This is a genomic window from Mycobacterium sp. (genome assembly GCF_965229105.1).
GTDB lineage: Bacteria > Actinomycetota > Actinomycetes > Mycobacteriales > Mycobacteriaceae > Mycobacterium.
Map to the genome: position 1 here is coordinate 6657390 of NZ_OZ245858.1, position 19592 is coordinate 6676981.

The 19592-nt window shown below is 64.7% G+C and carries 21 protein-coding genes; 4 read left to right on the forward strand and 17 right to left on the reverse strand.

Going from position 1 to position 19592, the window contains the following annotated elements:
• Positions 1–7: 7 nt before the first annotated feature.
• Genes ADBZ9O_RS31350 through ADBZ9O_RS31360 form a run of 3 tightly spaced genes read right to left on the reverse strand, consistent with a single transcriptional unit; the run spans position 8 to position 2836 of the window.
• Positions 8–943: an NADP-dependent oxidoreductase gene (locus tag ADBZ9O_RS31350; protein WP_526527395.1), complete on the reverse strand. Its 936-nt coding sequence runs from the start codon at positions 941–943 to the stop codon at positions 8–10.
• A gap of 10 nt (positions 944–953) precedes the next feature.
• Positions 954–1985 carry an alpha/beta hydrolase gene (locus tag ADBZ9O_RS31355; RefSeq protein ID WP_526527396.1) on the reverse strand — a complete coding sequence of 344 codons (1032 nt, stop codon included), beginning with the start codon at positions 1983–1985 and terminating at the stop codon, positions 954–956.
• The gene (locus ADBZ9O_RS31360) at positions 1982–2836 is read right to left on the reverse strand and encodes an alpha/beta hydrolase (RefSeq protein WP_526527397.1); all 855 of its coding nucleotides are present in this window, start codon (positions 2834–2836) and stop codon (positions 1982–1984) included. Before ADBZ9O_RS31360 ends, ADBZ9O_RS31355 begins: the two co-directional genes overlap by 4 nt.
• A 63-nt stretch (positions 2837–2899) precedes the next feature.
• On the opposite strand from ADBZ9O_RS31360, the gene ADBZ9O_RS31365 reads away from it, so the two are divergent.
• Positions 2900–3898 (forward strand): RNA polymerase subunit sigma-70, encoded by a 999-nt coding sequence (locus tag ADBZ9O_RS31365; RefSeq protein WP_526527398.1) that lies wholly within the window; start codon positions 2900–2902, stop codon positions 3896–3898.
• Between the two features lie 30 nt (positions 3899–3928).
• Here ADBZ9O_RS31365 and ADBZ9O_RS31370 read toward each other — a convergent pair whose 3' ends face one another.
• The 7 genes from ADBZ9O_RS31370 to ADBZ9O_RS31400 all read right to left on the reverse strand — a co-directional run bounded on the left by ADBZ9O_RS31370 (position 3929) and on the right by ADBZ9O_RS31400 (position 8287).
• The gene (locus tag ADBZ9O_RS31370) at positions 3929–4840 is read right to left on the reverse strand and encodes a type IV toxin-antitoxin system AbiEi family antitoxin (RefSeq protein WP_526527399.1); all 912 of its coding nucleotides are present in this window, start codon (positions 4838–4840) and stop codon (positions 3929–3931) included.
• A 487-nt stretch (positions 4841–5327) separates the two neighbouring features.
• Positions 5328–5597, reverse strand: coding sequence for a DUF4926 domain-containing protein (locus ADBZ9O_RS31375; protein ID WP_526527400.1), 270 nt, complete (start codon positions 5595–5597; stop codon positions 5328–5330).
• A 13-nt stretch (positions 5598–5610) separates the two neighbouring features.
• Complete coding sequence (locus tag ADBZ9O_RS31380) at positions 5611–5865, reverse strand: DUF4926 domain-containing protein (RefSeq protein ID WP_526527401.1); 255 nt, start codon at positions 5863–5865, stop codon at positions 5611–5613.
• Between the two features lie 11 nt (positions 5866–5876).
• Positions 5877–7100 carry a WXG100-like domain-containing protein gene (locus ADBZ9O_RS31385; RefSeq protein WP_526527402.1) on the reverse strand — a complete coding sequence of 408 codons (1224 nt, stop codon included), beginning with the start codon at positions 7098–7100 and terminating at the stop codon, positions 5877–5879.
• 116 nt (positions 7101–7216) lie between these two features.
• On the reverse strand, positions 7217–7504 hold the full coding sequence (locus ADBZ9O_RS31390; protein ID WP_526527403.1) for a WXG100 family type VII secretion target: 288 nt from the start codon (positions 7502–7504) through the stop codon (positions 7217–7219).
• Positions 7501–7800, reverse strand: a complete 300-nt coding sequence (locus ADBZ9O_RS31395; RefSeq protein WP_526527404.1) for a WXG100 family type VII secretion target — start codon at positions 7798–7800, stop codon at positions 7501–7503. The genes ADBZ9O_RS31390 and ADBZ9O_RS31395 overlap by 4 nt, the downstream gene beginning before the upstream one ends.
• Before the next feature lie 46 nt (positions 7801–7846).
• Entirely contained in the window at positions 7847–8287 is a 441-nt protein-coding gene (locus ADBZ9O_RS31400; RefSeq protein ID WP_526527405.1) for a MarR family winged helix-turn-helix transcriptional regulator, read from the reverse strand.
• Positions 8288–8388: 101 nt separating this feature from the next.
• Between ADBZ9O_RS31400 and ADBZ9O_RS31405 the strand changes: the two genes are divergently transcribed.
• The 3 genes from ADBZ9O_RS31405 (at position 8389) to ADBZ9O_RS31415 (ending at position 11656) form a co-directional block, all read left to right on the forward strand.
• On the forward strand, positions 8389–9156 hold the full coding sequence (locus tag ADBZ9O_RS31405; protein WP_526527406.1) for a pirin family protein: 768 nt from the start codon (positions 8389–8391) through the stop codon (positions 9154–9156).
• Positions 9137–10441, forward strand: coding sequence for a PQQ-dependent sugar dehydrogenase (locus ADBZ9O_RS31410; protein WP_526527407.1), 1305 nt, complete (start codon positions 9137–9139; stop codon positions 10439–10441). Before ADBZ9O_RS31405 ends, ADBZ9O_RS31410 begins: the two co-directional genes overlap by 20 nt.
• Positions 10442–10639: 198 nt before the next feature.
• On the forward strand, positions 10640–11656 hold the full coding sequence (locus ADBZ9O_RS31415) for a phosphodiester glycosidase family protein (RefSeq protein WP_526533722.1): 1017 nt from the start codon (positions 10640–10642) through the stop codon (positions 11654–11656).
• 27 nt (positions 11657–11683) lie between these two features.
• Here ADBZ9O_RS31415 and ADBZ9O_RS31420 read toward each other — a convergent pair whose 3' ends face one another.
• The 7 genes from ADBZ9O_RS31420 to ADBZ9O_RS31450 form a co-directional block, all read right to left on the reverse strand.
• Positions 11684–13933 carry an AAA family ATPase gene (locus tag ADBZ9O_RS31420; RefSeq protein ID WP_526527408.1) on the reverse strand — a complete coding sequence of 750 codons (2250 nt, stop codon included), beginning with the start codon at positions 13931–13933 and terminating at the stop codon, positions 11684–11686.
• A gap of 153 nt (positions 13934–14086) precedes the next feature.
• On the reverse strand, positions 14087–14911 hold the full coding sequence (locus ADBZ9O_RS31425) for an SDR family NAD(P)-dependent oxidoreductase (RefSeq protein ID WP_526527409.1): 825 nt from the start codon (positions 14909–14911) through the stop codon (positions 14087–14089).
• Positions 14912–15178: 267 nt separating this feature from the next.
• Positions 15179–15919: a hypothetical protein gene (locus ADBZ9O_RS31430; protein WP_526527410.1), complete on the reverse strand. Its 741-nt coding sequence runs from the start codon at positions 15917–15919 to the stop codon at positions 15179–15181.
• On the reverse strand, positions 15886–16431 hold the full coding sequence (locus tag ADBZ9O_RS31435; RefSeq protein WP_526527411.1) for an Rv1363c family protein: 546 nt from the start codon (positions 16429–16431) through the stop codon (positions 15886–15888). The genes ADBZ9O_RS31430 and ADBZ9O_RS31435 overlap by 34 nt, the downstream gene beginning before the upstream one ends.
• A complete protein-coding gene (locus ADBZ9O_RS31440; protein ID WP_526527412.1) occupies positions 16428–17420 on the reverse strand; it encodes an RDD family protein in 993 nt (330 codons plus the stop codon). The genes ADBZ9O_RS31435 and ADBZ9O_RS31440 overlap by 4 nt, the downstream gene beginning before the upstream one ends.
• Positions 17417–18067: an Rv1363c family protein gene (locus ADBZ9O_RS31445; RefSeq protein WP_526527413.1), complete on the reverse strand. Its 651-nt coding sequence runs from the start codon at positions 18065–18067 to the stop codon at positions 17417–17419. Before ADBZ9O_RS31445 ends, ADBZ9O_RS31440 begins: the two co-directional genes overlap by 4 nt.
• A complete protein-coding gene (locus ADBZ9O_RS31450; RefSeq protein WP_526527414.1) occupies positions 18037–19587 on the reverse strand; it encodes an MCE family protein in 1551 nt (516 codons plus the stop codon). Before ADBZ9O_RS31450 ends, ADBZ9O_RS31445 begins: the two co-directional genes overlap by 31 nt.
• Positions 19588–19592 lie beyond the last annotated feature (5 nt).

Genomic DNA, 19592 nt, shown 5'->3' on the forward strand with positions numbered 1-19592 from the left:
GCGCACGCTATGGGACCAGTACGACTTTTCCGTGCGCGTGCCCCGTCTGCAGATACCGGTGCGCATCAGCGGCCTGCGCGAGCGGGAAGACCTTGTCCACTGCCACGCTGAGCTGGCCCGCGGCGGCCAACCTGATCAATTCGGGCCGGGAGGCGTCGCGGATTGCCTGCCCGCCGTCGGCTCCCGTCAGCGTCGCGATCCCCAGTTGCGGCGCCTTGTCGAAGTTGGCGATCGTCGCGATCCGACTCTTGTCGGCGACCAGTTCGACCGAGGTGTCCAGCGCTTCTTCGGTTCCGACCAGGTCAAGTGCGGCGTCGACGGCACCGATCGCACGGACCCGGTCGGCCAGACCCGGGCCGTAGGCCACCGGACGGGCACCGTAAGCACGCAGCTCGTCGTGGCGCGCCGGACTCGCGGTGGCAATCACCACCGCACCCCGCGCGACGGCCAGTTGGATCGCCGCCAGGCCGACACCCCCACCGGCGCCGTGGATGAGCACGGTGTCGCCTGTCCCCACTGCCGTATTCGTCAACAGGTGCCAGGCCGTCTCAGCGACCAGCAACAGTCCCGCAGCCTCCTCGAAGGACAACGACGCTGGCTTGTGACCGATCTCGGCGGCATCGGCGATCACCTGTTCGGCGTAACCGGCGCTGATATTGGTGGCTATCACCTCGTCGCCGATGCTCAACGCTCCGGTGTAGCCGACCGGGTCTGCAGACCCGAGTGCGGCCACGACACCGGCGGCCTCCATCCCCACCGGCAGGGGCAGCGCGGCGGGGTCATCACCCATGTAACCGCTGTAGAGCTTGAAATCGATGGGGTTGGTGCCGGCCGCTCTGACCTCGATCAGGACCTGGCCGGGACCGAGCTCAGGCAGCACGATGTCTTGTACCGCAAGCACTTCCGGGCCGCCATAACCCGTCGCCACCACCGTCTTGGTCATGGGCGCGAGTCTACTTTGTGACGAACTGATCGAGCGCGGTGAGCAGTTGCGGTGACAGTGGATCCTGTTTGGCGTAGTTCGCCGCGTTATCGGCCGGGTCGTCGCGCAGCACGTGGCTGACACCCTTGAGCTCGACGAACGTCAGGTCCGTATGCGCCAATGCGTCGGCCAGCGCCTTGGTGGCAGTGCACTGAGCTTGGCTGTCGGTATCGCTACAGGCCAGCAGCACCGGTGTGCCAGGCGGTATGCGCTGCGCTTCAGCGACCGGGTCGATGGCGTCCTGCTCGATGACGGCCTTCACATTGCCGGGATTGAGAACGGCACTCAGCCCGTCGGGCAACTGTCCCGGCGGCACCGTACCGGTGGTACGCGCCTGGTTGACGGTGGCCGTCCATGCGGCCAGCACACCGTCGGCCTGCTGCTGGGTCTTGCTGCCCTGTTTGAGCTGCAGCGCGTTGTCCGCGATCACCCGTCCGGTGATCAAGTCCAGATAGCGACCCGTCAGCGGTAACAACAGGCCCAGCGAGTGGATCTTCGGTGCGGCGGGGTCGGTATCGGTGGCCAGCGCCATCGCATGGGTGGTGCCTTCGCCGATGGCGTAGGTGGAGATGCGGGCCTTGTCGGTGCCGGCCTGCTCAGCCAGGAACCGGACCGCCGCCTTGGCCCCGAGCGTGTAGACCGCACTACCGACGTCGGCACGGTGGTTGGCGTAGGGCCCGAGCCCGGTCTTTCCGGTACCGACCTTGTCGTAACGCAGGCTCGCTATCCCTTTGTCGGACAGGTAGGTGGCAAGTTGGCGCATATTGCCGACCGGACCGACCACGGCGTTGTCACCGTTGCGGTCGGTGTTACCGCTCTCCGAGATGAGCAGAGCCGCGGGCCCCACCGGGTTGCTCTTGAGGTGGCGGTAGGTGCCGTGCAGCGTCAGACCCTCGGCGGTGAACGTCACCTCGTCTTCGACCCAGGTGTCTTTCTCCGAGCAGGCCGAGACCAGGCCGATCATCACAAACAACGAAAGCCAAATGGCAACAACAGCTTTCACAACCGGGCCTCGGTCCATGCGACGACGTCGTCGAGCACCCTGTCGCGCTCGGGTTCGTTGAACACCTCGTGGTAGAGCTCGGGGTACACCTTGAGGTGCACATCGGCGGATCCGACGAAGTCGACCAGACTCTCGCTGCCCGTGGCTAGGACCAGGCGGTCCTGCGCACCATGCACGACCAGCAGTGGTTTGGTGAGCGCGCCGGCGCGCTGCGGCATCGTCTCGCCGACCTCAAGCAGAGCTTTGGCGATACCCGCAGGGACCTTTCCGTGGTGGACCAGCGGGTCGGCGTTATAGGCGGCGACGACGGCGGGATCGCGCGATACCGCGTTGGCGTCGAGTTCCTGGACCGGTACGCCCGGCGCCACCGAGCCGACCAGCTTGCCGACAACCGCCAACGCGGGCGATACGTTGGCCTGGGCGGCGATCGCCGGTCCGGACAGCACCATCAGGTCGTAGTCGCCCGTGTGCTCGGCGCCATACGCAAACACGATGCCGCCACCCATGCTGTGCCCGAGGACGATCCTGGGCAGCGTCGGGTGCTCCTTGGCAGCGATCCCGACGAGGGTGCCGAAGTCAGCGGTGAACTCCGACATGTTCTTCAGGTAGACGCGCTTGCCGCCGGAACGACCGTGGCCGCGGTGATCCAGTGCGTAGGTCACCAGCCCGGCGTCCCCGAACCGCTGTGCGACGTGGTCATAGCGGCGCGCGTGTTCGCCGAATCCGTGCGCCAGGATGACTATTCCTCTGGGGCCCGTTGGCCCATGCGGGTCATCCGGCGTCCAAGTGTCGTACACAATGCGGACGCCACCGACGCCGTCAAAGGTCCGCTCAGTCCGGGTTGTGGCCATCTGGGCAGCGTAGCGGTCACTCCTGGGCCGTTTTTGTCACCACCGCTGGGTAAGCTCGGACACGTGAGCGTGCTCGCACGAACCCTCGATGACAGCGCAGACGGGTCAGACGCGTTTCTCGCCGATGCGCAGCAGTACCGACGTGAGCTTCTGTCGCACTGCTACCGAATGACCGGCTCTCTGCACGACGCCGAAGACCTGGTGCAGGAGACCTTCTTGCGGGCCTGGAAGGCCTACGACCGGTTCGAAGGCAAGTCGTCGGTGCGGACCTGGTTGCACCGCATCGCCACCAACACCTGCCTGACGGCGCTCGAAGGTCGCAACCGACGCCCGCTGCCGACCGGACTGGGCACGCCGAGTTCTGACCCCGGCGATGACATCGCCGAACGGACCGAGGTGCCATGGCTGGAGCCGATACCTGACGGTGGCGAAGATCCTGCTGATCCGTCGGTGATCGTCGGCTCTCGCGAATCGGTGCGGTTGGCGTTCGTCGCCGCCCTGCAACACCTGCCGCCACGGCAACGAGCGGTCCTGGTGTTACGCGACGTCTTGCAGTGGAAGGCCGCCGAGGTCGCCGAGGCGATCGGCAGCACCACGGCCGCGGTCAACAGTCTTCTGCAGCGGGCCAGGGCCCAGCTCGACGAGGTCGGCCCCAGCCAGGACGACACCATCGCGGCCCCTGAAGAGCCCGAGGCAAAGGATCTCCTCGCCCGCTATATCGCGGCGTTCGAGGCGTACGACATCGATGCGCTGGTCGAACTGTTCACCGCTGATGCCATCTGGGAGATGCCGCCGTTCCCGCAGTGGTACCGCGGGCCGGAGAACATCGGGCGGTTGTCTCGCGAGAAATGCCCCGCCGAACGCGCAGGGGATATGAAATTCATTCCGATCGTGGCCAACGGGCAACCCGCGGCCGCGATGTACATGCGCGACCAGGACTCTGGTCGACACCTGCCGTTCCAGCTGCACGTCCTCGATATCAAGCCGGGCGGGATCTCGCACGTCGTGGCGTTCCTGGACGGGTCGCTATTCGCGAATTTCGGCCTGCCCGAGAGTCTCTAGGCCCGCCGAGCGTCCGCGCCGAATGTGGACTTAAGCAACGCTCCCGCCCGAAAAGCGTGATTCAAGTCCACACTCGGCGAGCCACGTGCACCCCGCTGCCCTCAGCGCGTCGATCACTCGGTCGACCACCACCCATGGTCGGTAGCGCAACATGTCTGCGCTGACCCGCACGATGAGCCAGCCGTGCTCGGCCAGCTCCACACTTTTGTCGATATCGTGGGCCCGCCGCTTGGGATCGGTCCAGTGCTGTTCACCGTCGTATTCGACGCCCACCTTGCAGTCCTCGTAACCCATGTCGATGCGAGCGAACGGGTAGCCACCGTCGTCGTAGACAGTGATCTGCGTCTGCGGCCTGGGCAGGCCTGCCTCGATGAGCAGCAACCGCGTTCGGGTCTCGGGTGGCGATTCCGCACCGCCGTCCATCAGCTGCAGCGCCTGCCGCAGCTGGGTCAACCCACGGGCACCGCCGTGACGGGCCACCACCTCGGCGACGTGTTCTGGTGTGCAGCCCGTCGCATTGGCCAGCGCATCCAACCGCACGACCGCCTCAACTAAGCCCTTTCTGCGTCCGAGGTCGAAAGCAGTCCGCGCCGGCGTGGTGACAGGAACCCCGTTGACCGAGCCAATTTCTGCGGGATCCAACGTGGCACGGTGGACGACGATGCCGTTGGTAGAGCCCTCGGGGCGAATCAATTCTGCAGGCAATCGCGCGTCGATCCATTTTGTGCCGTACAAGGCAGCAGCGGAAGTCCCCGCCACCACACCTTTACGCTCGGACCATAGCCACGCGGCGAACGCCTTCGTCTTCGGTGTCAGTTCGATGCCCTTGGGCAGAAAGACGTTTCGGTAAATCATCTGGTGACGGCTGTACAAGGTTCGTCTGGTAACCAGACCACTGGCCAGCGCTTCCGATCCGACGAATGGTGCTGCGGCTATCTTCATGTAGGTAGACCATCAGGGCTGCCTGACGAGTGTGGACTTACGCCACCCGTCGGGGGATCGCCTGTGGAGAAAGTCCACACTCGGGATAGCGGGCTGACTAGCTATGACCCGGGCAGCACGTCCCACTCATATGCTGTAACTCGGACGCGCTCCCAACCCCAGGGGACATCGTCGTTCCACCAGGCCAATGCCATTCCACTGAGAAATCCAGCGGTCACCCACACGAGGACTTCACCCCAGATTTCGCCGTCCGGCCCGGGCACGAGCATTCTCGGCCGCAACGGGCCAGGCGTCTCGACGTAGGCGGGCACAGTGTGCGTCGAGTCAACCGAAAGATCGAGTGTCGAAAGGTGGGTCTTAACAACGGTGATGTGGGGAATCTGCCCGATCAACGTCTTACTGTCGGTTCTGCGCGAGCCCGCTAGATACTGCGAAAGCACCTCTCGCTCAGCGGGATTCAGTGGGCGAGGGAGCCCGCTCGACCCGCTCACTGTGACGAGTCTGGTCCGAAGCCCGGAAGCCACCCAACTCCTGCGCGCCACACGACCTCTAAGTCGGCAGCTGGCACGGTGTCCAACGCGATTGTGTCTCCACTTGAGTCCATGAACTCCACCTCATATGCCGACGGCAGATCCGCCTTGGTCGGCCCACCGTATTTCGAGTAGTCCATCACGACTGTGCCGCGAGCTCCGACTGCCAGTTTGTGCTGTGGTCGTGGCTGCAGAAGACGGACCACGTCGTACTCTTCGGGTTTCATCGCTGCTTTACTCTTACTGGATGTCAGCCGACGGCCCAAATCCAGGTAGCCAACCGATTTCCCGACGCCACACGACTTCCAGGTCAGCCTCAGCGACAGTGAACCAGCGTTCAGTCGTACCAACGGATTCCGGGAACTCAACGGCGTACGCGCGCGGAAGGTCCTTTGTCGAAAGAACCATCACCACCGTCCCCTCGGCACCTATCGGGGCGTTGTACTCCGGCAATGGACGCAGTAGTCGGACCACGTCGTACTCTTCGGGTTGCATACATGCATCTTTCATCTCTTGGTCGGGATTGCAGTTACCAACCGCACGACCCCATCGCTATTCCGTATCCAGCCGAACTTGACGTCGATGATTTTCCCGTTTTCGCCGGTTATCGAGATGACTTGATTGTATTGAGTGCCATACTGCGTCGAGCCAAATTCGACAGCTTTACTCTCGTCAAAGACAATCTGCCTCGCAAGGTCGTCGGAGTTTTCACGCGTGTAGCCCAGCGCTTGCCGGAACCATTCCGCTTTTTCGGCCCCTCCTTTTGTATTCTCCGGATTCAACAGATGTCCATCGAGCTTTCTCTTAACACTTTCCGCCGAAAGCCTCTGCAGCTCAAGTTGTTCAGCCGCTATACGCCCAGTCACCTCACCGAGGAAGATCCGGACCCGGGCAGACAACAACGCCGCAAGTTCGGACACAGTGCGAGCTGCAGCGCCAGCGGCACTGACCGTCGGCAACGCCGACAGTTCCGCCGCGATGCGAAACTCGCGGATGATGGTGGCGATGCGGGCGCCGGTCGCTGTCAGCCGCGCGACGTCAACGACCTTGGAGACCGCCTCGCTGGCGCCCGCGGTGAACGGAATCAAAACCGCAGCAACGATTTCGGTGACCACAATCGTCCCGCCCAGGACGAGCATTTCGTGCAATATCTTCGAATGCGCGTCGTCAATTGTCTGCGCGTAATCGGAACACGCCTGCGCAGCCGAGTCGAACCCATCGGCCACACTGTTGATCTGGTCGCGCTCCGTCGTGCAATTCCTCAGCAGCGCAGGGAATTCGGGTGACTGCTGATCCATCAGCGACGCGATCGCACCCATCGAACTGGTGCCGCCGTTGACGAGTTGCGCAGCGGAGCGCAGCTCCCGGCCCGCCTTCTGCCACGCGTCGTGCGTCGCGCGAAGCTTGTCCTGATGTCCATTGGGCCAGAGTTCTCCCTCGACATAGGCCGAGATGGTGTGCCACCACCCAGGGACGTCGCCATATCCGCCTTCGGCCGAGGGGACTGCGGGCGTCGGAAAAACCGATGACTCAGGTGGCGCCCGCCACGGCGCGGCTGGAGTTACGGCAGATTGACTGTCCGCGTTGTGATGATTAACCGCAGTCGCACTCAACAGATCCGAACACTTCCCGGCACCGTTGACAACTGAAGCCGAAGCGTCCATCAGAGAGCTGGTGAGTTTGTCGTACTGGGTCGCCCAGGCGTGGGCGCCGTTATCGGTTCCCGCCATACCGGCGGATCCCTGCAGAACGCCAACCAACCCTCTAACAGCCGTGGCAGTCGAAGTCCGCACACTGCCGTAGACGCGACCCGCGTCCATAACGGCGGAGGAGTCAACCGCCTGCGTCATGGCCACATAGAACTGTTCAACGCCGCCACGTCGATGTAGTTGCGGTGTTCGTCCTTCGCTGCCTCTCTGAGCTCGTCAGCCGCTTTGCGCATCTCCCCGGCCAATCTGATCCAGGTTGCGTGATACTCCTTTTCGGACTCCGCGCTAAGACCGGCCCACGACCCATGCAGCGCGGCGATCTCTCGGTCGACAGCGGCGGCGATCGCTTCTGAACGCTGATTGAACCGGTCAAGCCGCTCCACGAACGCCAGCAGCTCATTGAGGTCTACCGAGTAGCTACTCATTGCGTGTGGCCTCCGCCGAGTACTGATCGCAGTTCCACGGACGCCTGGTTCTCATGCTCCACCAGAAGCGCGACAGCCCGCAGCAGCGCAGCGGAGTGTTCCGTGAGGACGGCGGTCACTGTGGCCGCATCGTGGTGCCACCCGTCCCAGGCCGGTTCATACGCGGCAGAGGCGATGCCGGTCCACTTCGCCGACAAATCGGCCCACCCGCCTGCGATGTCGCCGAGCTCGCGGTCGAGTTCGTCAGCCTGATCGGCCAGGAACTGGGCTGCTGCAGCCGTCATCTCGGTCTGCATCTTCAACACCTCAAGCAGTCAAGCCCAGCTCGGCGGGTCGCACAATTCACCCCTGGCTGAGTCGGGCCACCACCCGCTCGGTCAGCGAGCCCAGCGAGCGCAGCTCGGCGGCCGTCATCCCGTCGAACACCACGGTCCGGACCAGCGCGGCGTGACCGGGTGCGGCAGCCGCCAATGCCGACCGACCACCGTCGGTGAGATCGACGTTCGCCCCGCGTCGGTCGTCGTCGCGACCTTCCCTGGTCAGCAGTCCCCGTTCCCGCATCCGCCGCAACTGATGCGATAGCCGGCTTTGCTCCCAGCCCAGGACATCGCCGAGCTCGCTGACCCGGATCGGACAACGCTCATCGAGCGCGACCAGCACGTCGTAGTCGGCCAGCGATAACCCGCACTCGTCTTGGAGCTGACGGTGCATCGCCACCTGCAATCTGCTGACCATTGTCAGGTAATTGCGCCATACCCGCTGCTGCTCGTCGCTCAGCCACATAGACCGACTGTAGCGGAATACATGACACGTCATCTAGGTTGCTCACTGCATGCCGCCCGGCGACCGCCTAGGCTGGCAGCCACGTCACAAGGAGTGATGACATGACCAGCACCATGAAACCCATCGTCGACGTTCGGCGTGCCGCAGACCGCGATAAAACCAAGATCTCGTGGTTGGACTCCAAGCATTCGTTCTCGTTCGGCGGCCACTACGACCCGGCCAACACCCACCACGGCCTGCTTCTGGTGAACAACGACGACACCGTCAAACCAGGCAGCGGGTTCGAGACGCACCCGCACCGCGATATGGAAATCGTCACCTGGGTGATGCGCGGGTCACTGGTCCATCAGGATTCCACCGGCCATTCGGGTGTCATCTATCCCGGCCTGGCTCAGCGCATGTCGGCCGGGCGCGGCATCCTGCACTCCGAAAAGAACGACTCCTGGACACTGACCGGTGATGAAACCCACCAGGAACCTGTGCATTTCGTGCAGATGTGGGTAGTCCCGGATGAGTCGGGTATCAAACCCGGGTATCAGCAACAGGAAGTGGATAACGAATTGCTCCGCAAGGGCCTGGTGACCATCGCTTCGGGTATGCCGCAGTACAAGGACGAGACGGCGATCTCAATCCAGAACAAGTACGCCGCACTGCGCGGCGCACGCCTGCAACCCGGCGAGAGCATCGAATTGCCTTACGCGCCATATCTGCATCTGTTCGTGCCGCGCGGTGACGTCACCCTGGAAGGTGCGGGCGAGCTGCATGAGGGCGACGCGGTGCGCTTCACCGCCTCGGGCGGGCAGCGAGTCACCGCAACTGAACCCGCAGAGATCCTGTTGTGGGAGATGCATGCCGGGCTGGCCAACTAAATCGATGGCGCTGGCCGCGACCGTACTGGTCGCGGCCTGCGCAAGCCCCTCCCCCGCACCGAGACCGTCAGCGGTATCGCCGGCGCCGGCCAGTCAGGCAGCAGAGCCCACGGGATTGGCACCGGCAACCGTTGAGGTGCCGGCCGACCTGGCACAGACCCCCTTCGACACCACCCGGCAGGCCATGGTGCCGCCGGGCTGGTCGATATCGGTCTGGGCCAGAGTGCCCAAGGCGCGACTGGCGGCCTGGACGCCCGACGGTGCGCTGCTGATCTCGGTGCCCTCGACAGGGCAGGTAGTCAAGCTGACACCGAGACCGGATGGCGCGCCCGAATCCAGCGTTCTGCTAGACGGATTGGATCAACCGCACGGGTTGACCTTCGTCGGCGATACGCTCTATATCGCCGAGAGCGACCAGGTCGACGCCTACACCTACACCGACGGCGAGGCGGTCGGCCAACGGGTGATCGCCGCGGGATTACCCGACGCGAAAAGTCCCGATCTGCGCGGCGCCTACTCGCACGCACTGAAAAGCGTCGCGGTCGGACCTGACGGTGCGGTGTACTTCTCGATCGGCTCCACCGGCAATATCTCCGCCGACGACCGCGACGCCACGCCGCCCCGCGCCACCATCATGCGCGTACCACCCGAGGGCGGTCCCGCTGCGCCGTTCACCACCGGGGTTCGCAATGGCACCGGCTTGGCCGTCGCGCCCGATGGTGCGGTCTGGACGGCTGTCAACAACCGCGACAATGTCCAATACCCGGAAGCGGGAACGGATTTCGGCCAAGTCCTGCCCGACTATGTCAACGACCACCCCCCGGAGTCCGTCGCCCGGCTGACGCCGGGTCGCGAATTAGGTTGGCCCTACTGCAATCCCGACGGCGGGCCAGCCGACCTAGCATTCATCCGGGATGTGCAGACCAACGTCGACGGTGACAAATTGGACTGCGCGGCGCTCCCGCCGGTCGAGCAGAGCATGGGCGCGCACTCCGCCCCGCTCGGAATGAGCTTCACCGAGCTGCCTGCCCCGTTCGGCAGTGGCGCCTTGATCGGCGTGCACGGATCGTGGAATCGCAAGCCACCGCGTGCGCCAGAGGTCTCGTTCTACCCGTGGCGCGACGGTGGCCTCGGCAACCAGCAGACGCTCGTCGGTGGCTTTCAGGACGCCAATGGCAGCCGGTGGGGCCGCCCGGTGGCAGCGGTCACCGGGCTGGATGGCGCGGTGTACATCACCGATGACAACGCCGGCGCCGTCTACCGGTTGACCCCGCCGGGACGCTGACGCTTCAGCAAACACTCTATCGGCGAACGTAATTCGCTCGATTTCGAATTGTCACTGCCTTGTTATCAAAGTTGACTGTGTGGCAGCTGTGACTATTGTGTTTGGTATCGAGCACCCGCTTTGCGGACCGAAAGGGCAGCAACCGTGAACACCGCAGCCGCCGCTGTCCGTCGGATCGCCGCCTGCGGTGCGGCGTTCATGCTCTGCGCGTCGCTGACAGCCGTTCCCGTGGCCCAGGCCGACGCCAGGGAGCAACTGGCCACCGCGATTGCGACGACCCGCGGCTCATATCTGGTCTACAACTTCGGCGGCGGCTTCCCGGCGCCGATGCTCAGGGCAGACGGCAGCAGCTACGAGATGACCAACGGCGGGCATCTGATGACCATCAAGGCCGCAGCGAAGCGACTCACCCCGCGCCTGCTGGTCGATTCCCACAGCGGATACCAGGCCCGGTGTGAACGCACCCCCGGCGCCCGCACCAACGAAGGGCTCTATCAGGCCTCGGAGATCTACACCCCGCTGGCGGCCTGGCAGGCGCTGGGGCAGCCGACCATCGCGATCAACGCCAACTTCTTCGATATCCGCGGTCAGAAAGGTGGGTCCTGGAAAACCACCGGGTGCAGTTCCCCACTGGGCGCCTACGTGGACAACACCAACGGCCAGGGCCGGGTGAATGCTGCCGTCACCGGGAATGTGAGTTATGCAGGTAAGCAAGGACTCTCGGGCGGCAACGAGAACTGGATCGCGCTGACGACGATGATCCTGCCGGTGGGCGGTGTGCCGTACGTGGTCTGGCCCAGCGGACCCGACGACTTCGATGCCGCCTCACCCACCATCGAGGGACTGCTCGACAAGGGGTCCCGGTTCGTGGCGGTCAGCGGTTTCGGATTATTGGGCCCGGGTCACACGGGCCAGATGAACGATCCCGGCCCCAGCGCAGCGCGGACCGCCATCGGGTACTCCCAGCAACGCGATGAGATGTACATCTTCCAGGGCGGCAACTACACGCTGGACAATATGCAGGACCTGTTCCGCAGTCTTGGCGCCGATGTGGCGATCGGGCTCGACGGCGGTGGCTCGTCGTCGATCGTTCTGCGCCGCGACACCGGTGGTATGTGGGCAGGCGCGGGTGTCCCCAAGGGTTCCTGCGATACAACGGCCGTGCTGTGCGACTCCCACGAACGCGCCCTGCCCAGTTGGCTTGCGTTCAACTGACTTTCAGCCGCGACCTAGACCGAGCTACTAGTCGGCGGCCTTATCCCCGCTTTTGTCACCGCTCTTATCGGCCGACTTATCCGCACCGGAGACCGTTTTCACCGTCTTCTGCACGGTGTCGTGGACGTCGTCTTGGATATTGTTGACGACCTTCTGGATCTGCTTCTGGCCGTCCTTGGCGATCTTGTCGAGACTTTCAGCAGCCTTCTTGGCCGAGGCGTCAGCACTGGCTTGGGCGCGCTTGGCGGCCGCGGCTGTATTGGAGGTGACCGCTTTGAGGGGTTTGGTGGGTGCAACGACGGGATCGTTACCAGTGTTGTTGTCCGCCAACGCTTTTGCCGTGCTCGGTACCGGGTCCTGAGACTGCGCCGCCGGTACCGCGGCACCGGCTGCGGCATTGACGGCGCTATCGGTGAGTCCGGAAAGATCGGTGATCTCGCTCAACGGGCTCACTGTGCTGGCCACACCGGGCAGGCCGTCGAGGCCGACCAGATGGGCAAGTGTCGCCAGCGGATTGACGACGGGGGTATCACTGACAAACCCGTCGGCGATCGCCTTCTGGATACCCGCCCCAAGCTGGACGACGAGATCGCCGGGGACTTGACCCCAGTCGATGTTCTGCGGCAGTGAGCCGAACGGGGTGATGACGTTCGCCTGGTCCAGCGTGCGGTCATAGTGAGGGACACCATCAACGACGGTGCGCTGCACATCGGTGTAGCCGAGATTCGTCAGGCTGGTCAGTACGGGCTCGATGGCGGTGGCGATCGGGTTGTTCAGGTTTGCGCCGGTGAACAGGTTGATCACGTCGATCGGCAATTTGATCGGTTCGAGCAGCGGCAGGGCGTCATTTACCGGGACCGTCAGATACAGGTTCAGCGCGAGCGGGCCGGTGGTGTCGCCCAGCGCCGCGGCGAGCTGTGGTGTCAGTTGGCCGTCGACGACCTCAGTCAGGCTCGCGGCCGTCACGCCGCGCAGGATGTATGTCGGAAAGAACAGTGCTGCCGCGGAATTGGCCAGCGAGATTGGATTTGGCCACGACGGGACGTCCGACAGCGGGTCATATTCGACCGTTCCGTCGACCTTGATTGGAACGAGGTTCGCCCCGCCGATGATCACACCGGTGGTGCCGACCGGGTCGTGCAGCGTGTTATTCGGATTGGTACTGCTGCTCACCTCGGTGTCGGGGGTGACGGTGTCGATACCGAGCAGGGCGGCCTCGGGATAAAAGCGGGCGAACAACCCACCGTTGGCGCGGCCGGGATTGCGCAGTAGGACCATCGGCAGAATCGTGAGGCTGCCCGCCAGCGGGCTGGTGCCGGTGTAGTTCGCACCTCCGGGTTGATTGGGTAGGTCCGCGACCACCTGCCGGTATGCCATGCCGGCGGCGAACGCGCCGAGCCCGAAGCCCGCGACGATCGGCACCCGGGCGTCGAGCACGTTGATATCGCCCGTGAGTTGCAAGCCGGCCTGAACAGTCTTGAGCGCAGCAATCGTCAGGGCGTTCCTCAGCGTGTTCGGAATCATCGGGATCAAGGCGTCCAAAACGCCAAGCGCGGTGACGTCCAGATACGGAGTGCCGTTGATCTCGTCGGCGACCGAGTTCGGGAACCCGGGCACCCAGCCCAAGTCCACCCCGAGGAATTTCAACAAGGTCAGTGGCGGGCCCGCGGTGATGACGTTGATACCGGGGGCGGGCACGCCGGCGAGGTTCAGCGGATCGGCAAGATCAAAGCCGAGCAGTGTGAGCAATGCCGCGACGTTGTTGATGCCGGCCGCGGACAGCCCGGCGCCCAATACCGGTATGCCACTGAGGTCGATCGGGACGCCGGCCAGGGCGTTCGCCAGCAGGGTGCCCAGCGCTGTGTTGATGGCGCTCGTGGGGTCATAACCCAGGGCTTGTAGCAGCCCGGACAGGTTGACGTTATCGAGAACTCCCGATTCCAGTGCCGCCCCGAGCGTCTGGAACAGGTCGTAACCCTGCGTGCCGAGGCCGAAGGTCAGATCCGGAATCGACGCCGGGTCCGGCGCCCCCGGTGCAAGCGCCATCGGTGGCAGCCCCGGCGCACCGGGCGTCGCAGCAAGTGCGCTGGCCAGCCCGGCCACCGATGCGGTCAGCTCGACGGGGATCGCGCCCGCAGTCCCGACGGCGGGGAGCGCAGAGTTTGCCACGGGCGGGGGTGCCGCGCCGACAACCAGCGAAGTGACGGTTGCGGTCGCAACACCAACAGTCGCCGCCCGCTTGGCTACCCGAGACCGCGCGCGATGCCTAGATGCCATGTGACCACTCCCTATGCCGATCTCTCAGGATGATCTCAGGATGGTAACACCGGCGATATCGGGTGGAAGAGAATTGCTGAAGTCAGCTGAGCTCCTGGTTGAGCAGTCCAGCTGACGTTGCTGTCAATTACCGATAGGTCGTTTCCGTCGCGTTCATGGCTGCTTCATCACCGTGCGGAGAATGCGGTCCGTTACCGCTGTCGGCAGGTTGGTGATGAGCGCGATCTGGAGTTTGGGCCCGAGCCCGACGGCATAGCGCGCTCGCGGCCGTCGCGCGGTCAACGCCTCCCGGACAACGGCCGCCACCTCCTGCGGCGGGACCGCTATCTTGCGTGACATCGGGATGGACCTCCGAAAGCCCGCAACATGTTTGGCGTACAACACGTGCTGCGCGGGGGTCATCTCCGCTTCGAGCCGGTCAGCAGTCTCTTCGGCGGTGTCCCACATATCAGTGGCCGTCTGTGCTGGTTCCACCACGTGGACGCCGATCTTCCACGGCCGCAACTCCATCCGCAGCGCATCGGCCGCCGCCTCCAACGCGAACTTCGAGGCACAGTACGCACCGACGATGGGTGTCGAGATTTTGCCATTCACGCTGGAGATGAACACAATTCGGCCTTGGGCCTCGCGCAGCTGCGGTAACACCGCCTGCGTGACCGCCAGCTGACCGACCACGTTGATCTCCAACTGCCGCCGCAGGTCGTCGACACTGACCGTCTCCAACGGCCCACCGACAACCACGCCAGCGTTGTTCACCACCGCGTCCAACCGGGACGGCAACGACTCTGCCAGCGCCGCAATGTGTTCGGCGGATGTCACATCAAGCAGGACGGTCCGCACCCGCGGTATCGCCGACATGACCTCGGCATCGGTGTCGTTGCGGACGCCCGCAATGACATCCCACCCGTCGGCGGCCAGTCGCGCAACGATTGCTTTGCCGATCCCGCGGGCGGCGCCGGTCACCAGAACACTGGGCATGGGGTGACCCTAGTCTGCGAAGAATTGTCAGACACCGGGGAGGCGACGGCCATGGGCCTGGTCGCCTTCCCGGTGTCTACCCCCGACTCCGGCGGGCACTATCGCCCCGAGTCGCTATACGACGAGTCAGGTCGGTGAAGACCCCGCTACATCGCCGATCCTTTTCGCCGACACCGTTTGTTCGGCTAGCGAGATGGAAATGTACACGACTGTGACCAGATTTATTGACGGAATAGTCAGATCGGCGTCAACAGCCGTCACATTTCCTCAGAGCTGCGGTGTCAGGTCCAGCGAGGTGATGGTGCTCATCTTCGTGACCAGCCATTGTGCGTGATCACGGGTCATGGTCAGTCGGTACGACAAGTAGCGCATCGACGGGATGTCCTTGGTCAACGGGCTCGTCGAGGTGCTGTTCGTATACACGATGGCGGTGGCATCGGATCCGGTCAGCGATTCGACCGCCGCCCCGACCACCTGGGTCGTGTTGGTGACCTGCGCCTGCTTATTCGTGGGCACGATCGCGTCGACATACTTGCGGTACTGCGCCTGGAAGTCACCGCCGAGGAATCTGGCGGAGCGGTCGGCCAGATTGTCCATATTCTCCGGCGTATACGTCCACAGGGTCGTGATGGCATCGGCGGCGGTCCTGGCGATGGTCAGTTTGGTGTCGACCTGCGCCCGGTCCGCCAGGTACGGCTGCACCATGGCAGCGCCAAACGCACCCGCACCCACGAACAACGCGGCCGCCACCCCGATAGCGATCGGCGCCCGCGCCCCCGGCGGAGTGCGCTCAACGAAGACCACCCGCCCCGGCGTCGTGTCCTCCTCCGCGACAGGTGTCTCGGGCTCGTCGACGGCAGCATCTGGTACGACAGCCTCTTCGGCGTCCGCCTGCACCGGCGGTAGCGTCTGCCTGCGTGCCTTGCCGACCGGCATCCGGTGGCGCCGACGGGCTGCGTCGTTATCGGCGCCGGTCAGATCACCTGCAGCAGATTGCTGATCTTCCACTGGTCACCTTCCTGTATCGCTGTTGCCACCCAACGATTTCCGCTTTCAGTGCGGGTACCGTCCGGCAGCAACGTCGTGGTCTCGGTGGCCACCACCACATCGGCACTGCCATCGTCATTCCAGCGTTCGATACCTGCGTCGAGCACGGTGCCCTTGGTGGGCTCGGCGCGAGCCACCTGGACGACGATCTCGTTCATCCGCTCGGTGTACATCTGGGCGAGCTGTCCGGTGGCCTGGGCCAGCACCCGCTCGGCATAGTCGTTGGCGTTGAACGGATCCAGAGTGGTGTACTGCGCCATGAAGGTGCGCGTGTAGTCGACCGCAGCCACATCTTTGACATTGGTGCGGCGGTCCTTCTCATGGCTGATCAACACCAGCGCGCTCACCGTGATAGCCGCGATGATGACCGCGGCCGCCGCCGATATCGCCAGGCCAAGGCCCCAGCGCCGGCCTCTCTGCGGTGGCAGCTCCTCGAATGCCGGCGCCCCGTCAACCCTGCGCCGCGGGCTCACTGGCCACCCCCGCTGGGCTTCGGCTTGGCCAGCACATTGAGCGCAGCCACCCGCCATGACCCGTCAGCAGACTTCTGGAAGTTGACCTTGACGGTGGCGGTGATGGTGCGCGGTTTGGGCGGAACACCGCGCTGGCCCTGCATCAGAATCAGCATCGTCGCATCGTGGTCGGTCGAGGTCAGCACCGCGCTGTTGGTCACCCAGTAATCGTTGGCGACGACGGGCGCCTTGGCGGCGCCATCCTTGATGGCCTGCTGCTGGGCCGCCAGCTGCGGCCGGTAGGCATCGGTGACCAGCGACTGGGCGCGGTCGAAATCGGCTTGCAGTGTCGAGGGGTCGTAGCTGAGCATGTCCTCGACGATCTTCGGACCTTCAACAGCGATCTGCTCGCGGGCCTGCCCTACCCGAAAGTCGTTGCGGTACACCACGGTATAGCCCAGTACCGCGGCACCGACGGCCAGCACCGCGGCGACCGATACCGCGATGAGCGCGATCCGCGGTGCCCGGGCCGGCGTGGCAGAACGGCGCCTGACCTCGGTGCCGAGCAGCAGATCGGCGAATGTGCGGCCACGCGAGTCCCACAGCGGCCAGAGCCAGCCGATGAACAGCGCCGCAGTGTCGAGCAGATGGGCGACGTCACGCGCGAGCAGCCGCCATGGCCCGACCGCCGTCCCGTCGCGACGCACCACGGCGATGCCGACCACCGCGCGCCCCAGGCTCCAGCCGGTCACCGCGGGAAGTAGCAGACGGTTCACCGCGATCGACAACAGCACGACCGCCGCCGCCGAGACGCAGAGCCACCACAACCAGTCGCGCTGCGCGGTCGACCAGGCGACGAGCGCCAGTGCGGCCACCACGCCGACACCCAGCAGGACGTCGACGACGAAGGCGCCGGCCCGCGCCAACCACGACGCCGGCCGCTCACTGGCCTGCGCCGGTTCATCGACGTGGGCTTCTTCGGTGGCAATGTCGTGCAGCAGTGCGGTCACTTCGTCACCTGGTCGAGCTTGGCGATCTTGTACGTACCGTTATCGGGCGCCATCGTCACCCGCAGTCGATACCCGGTCTCCTGGTTCTGCGTCGCCGAATTCGACACCGCCACCCGCAGAGCGACCAGCACGTCCATCGAACCGTCATCGTGGTGACGTTCGACGGCCGCCCGCATATTCGATACCTGAACCTGGGCGTTGGCCACCTGGTACGCATCGACCAGCACACCGCTGTACAAGGTGGCTTGGACGCTGAAATCGCCTGTCGCACAGTCGATGATCTTACGCTGACTGGCTTCCATCGCCGAGGTGTCCGGCGCCTGCGTGGCCGCAACGCAATCCTTGGCGGCCTGCATCGCAGACGCCTCCGCACGCGCGAACGCCGCACTCTGGTCATGCGAACGCAGGGCGAAGTATCCGCCGGTGGCCATGGCCGCGGCGAGAACCACCAGGGTCGCGCAGATGCCTACCACCCAACCGCGGCTGGCCAACCTCGAGCGGGACCGCGCACCGGGCGTCGGTTCGGCGCCGATCGATTCGGCGACGGCGTCCTCGGCGTCGGCAGCGTGCGCCGCGTCGTCGGTGGGGGCTTCGGATTCGTTATCCAGGACGGGGTCTAGCCGGCCGGAGCCAGCATCTCCTTCCATCCTTCGTCTCCTGTGTTCGTCGAATTGTTGACCGTGTACTTGACTCCGTCGGGACCGACGACCTCACCACTTTGCGGGTTGTAGATCGCGGTATTACCTGGGGCCGGAGTGTAGATGCACGGATTGGGTTGCTGACCGCTGCACTGCACCGAACCGTTGCCAGGCGCGCTCAGTGGATCGCTGGTCACCGGCGGCGGGCCAGGCAGTTGATCGGCAGGCAATGGGTTGGTCCCGCTGTTGATCGTAGGCGCCGGTATCACCTCACCCGGTTTCACCGGCTGCTCACAGCGTGCGCCCGGCGCCGGGCAGTTCAGCACCTGGTTGGGGTCGCCGTACCACGGGTTCGTACCCAGCGGAACATACGGCTGGTCGCTGCGGCACTCGGCCGGGGTGGCCGCACGCTTGCCCGGTACGTCGACGCAGGGATAGTTACGAGCGCCGCGGACGACGTTGGCCGGGGTGTCCTTGGGGATCTTGCAGTACAGGCCGTTCGGCAGCGGCGCGGTGCTGGTATCCGCCGGCGACCGCCATTCGCTGGCGGGCAGGAAGCCCGTCAGGCATGGCGGTGGCTGGTTGATGGTCAGGCTGAAGTCCAGTGCCGCCGAACCCTTGTACGGTGCTGCCACCGCCTGCGCGATCGCCGCGCCCTGCGGCAACACCACCAGCGTCTGCTCGAGGCCCTTGTTGTAGCGCTTGAGCATGTCGAGCACGATCTCGGTGTTCGCCAGCGTCTGCGGAAGTGCTTCCCGGACATCGCTGAACACCGCGGTGACAGCATCGGCGGTCGGCGCGGCCTGTGTCAGCCCGCTGCGCAACGCCTGATCCTGGGCGGCGGCCTGAGCGGTGATCTCGTTGAGGTTGGCCGCCCAGCGCTGGATCGCGTCGCTGGAGTTGACCTGACTGTCGATGATCGGTGCGGAGTTGTTGATGATGTCGTTGACGTCGTTGATGTTGGTCTTGAAGTCACTGACGATCGCCTGGGTGCCGTCGACCAGGCGTTGCAACGCCGGGCCGAGGCCACCGACCGCAATTGAGGTCTCGTCGAGGAGGCCGGCGATCTTCTCCTTCGGCAACACCGACAGACCGTTGTTGGCGGCATCGAGCGCCGGCCCGATTTCGCGCGGCACCGTACCCCTGGCGACGGTCTGACCCGGCGAGAAGTACTGTCCCGGATTTCCGTCGGAGACCAGGTCGATGTACTGCTCGCCGATCGCCGACACCGAATGCACGTTGGCGACGGCGTCGAGCGGGATCTTGTACGAATCGGAGATGCTCATCGTCGCCTTGGCGCCACGCTCGGTCGGCACCACGTCGGTGACCTTGCCGATGGTGATACCGCGGTAGGTGACGTTGGCCGTGGCGTACAGCCCACCGGAAGCGGGCAGATCCGCGGTCAGCGTGTACTGCCCGATACCGGCGATGCTCGGCAACCGCAGGTAGTACACCCCCAACACCGACAGCGCGATCACGGTCAGCAGCGCGAACAGGACCAGCTGGATACGGATGAAGCGAGTCAGCATGGGTT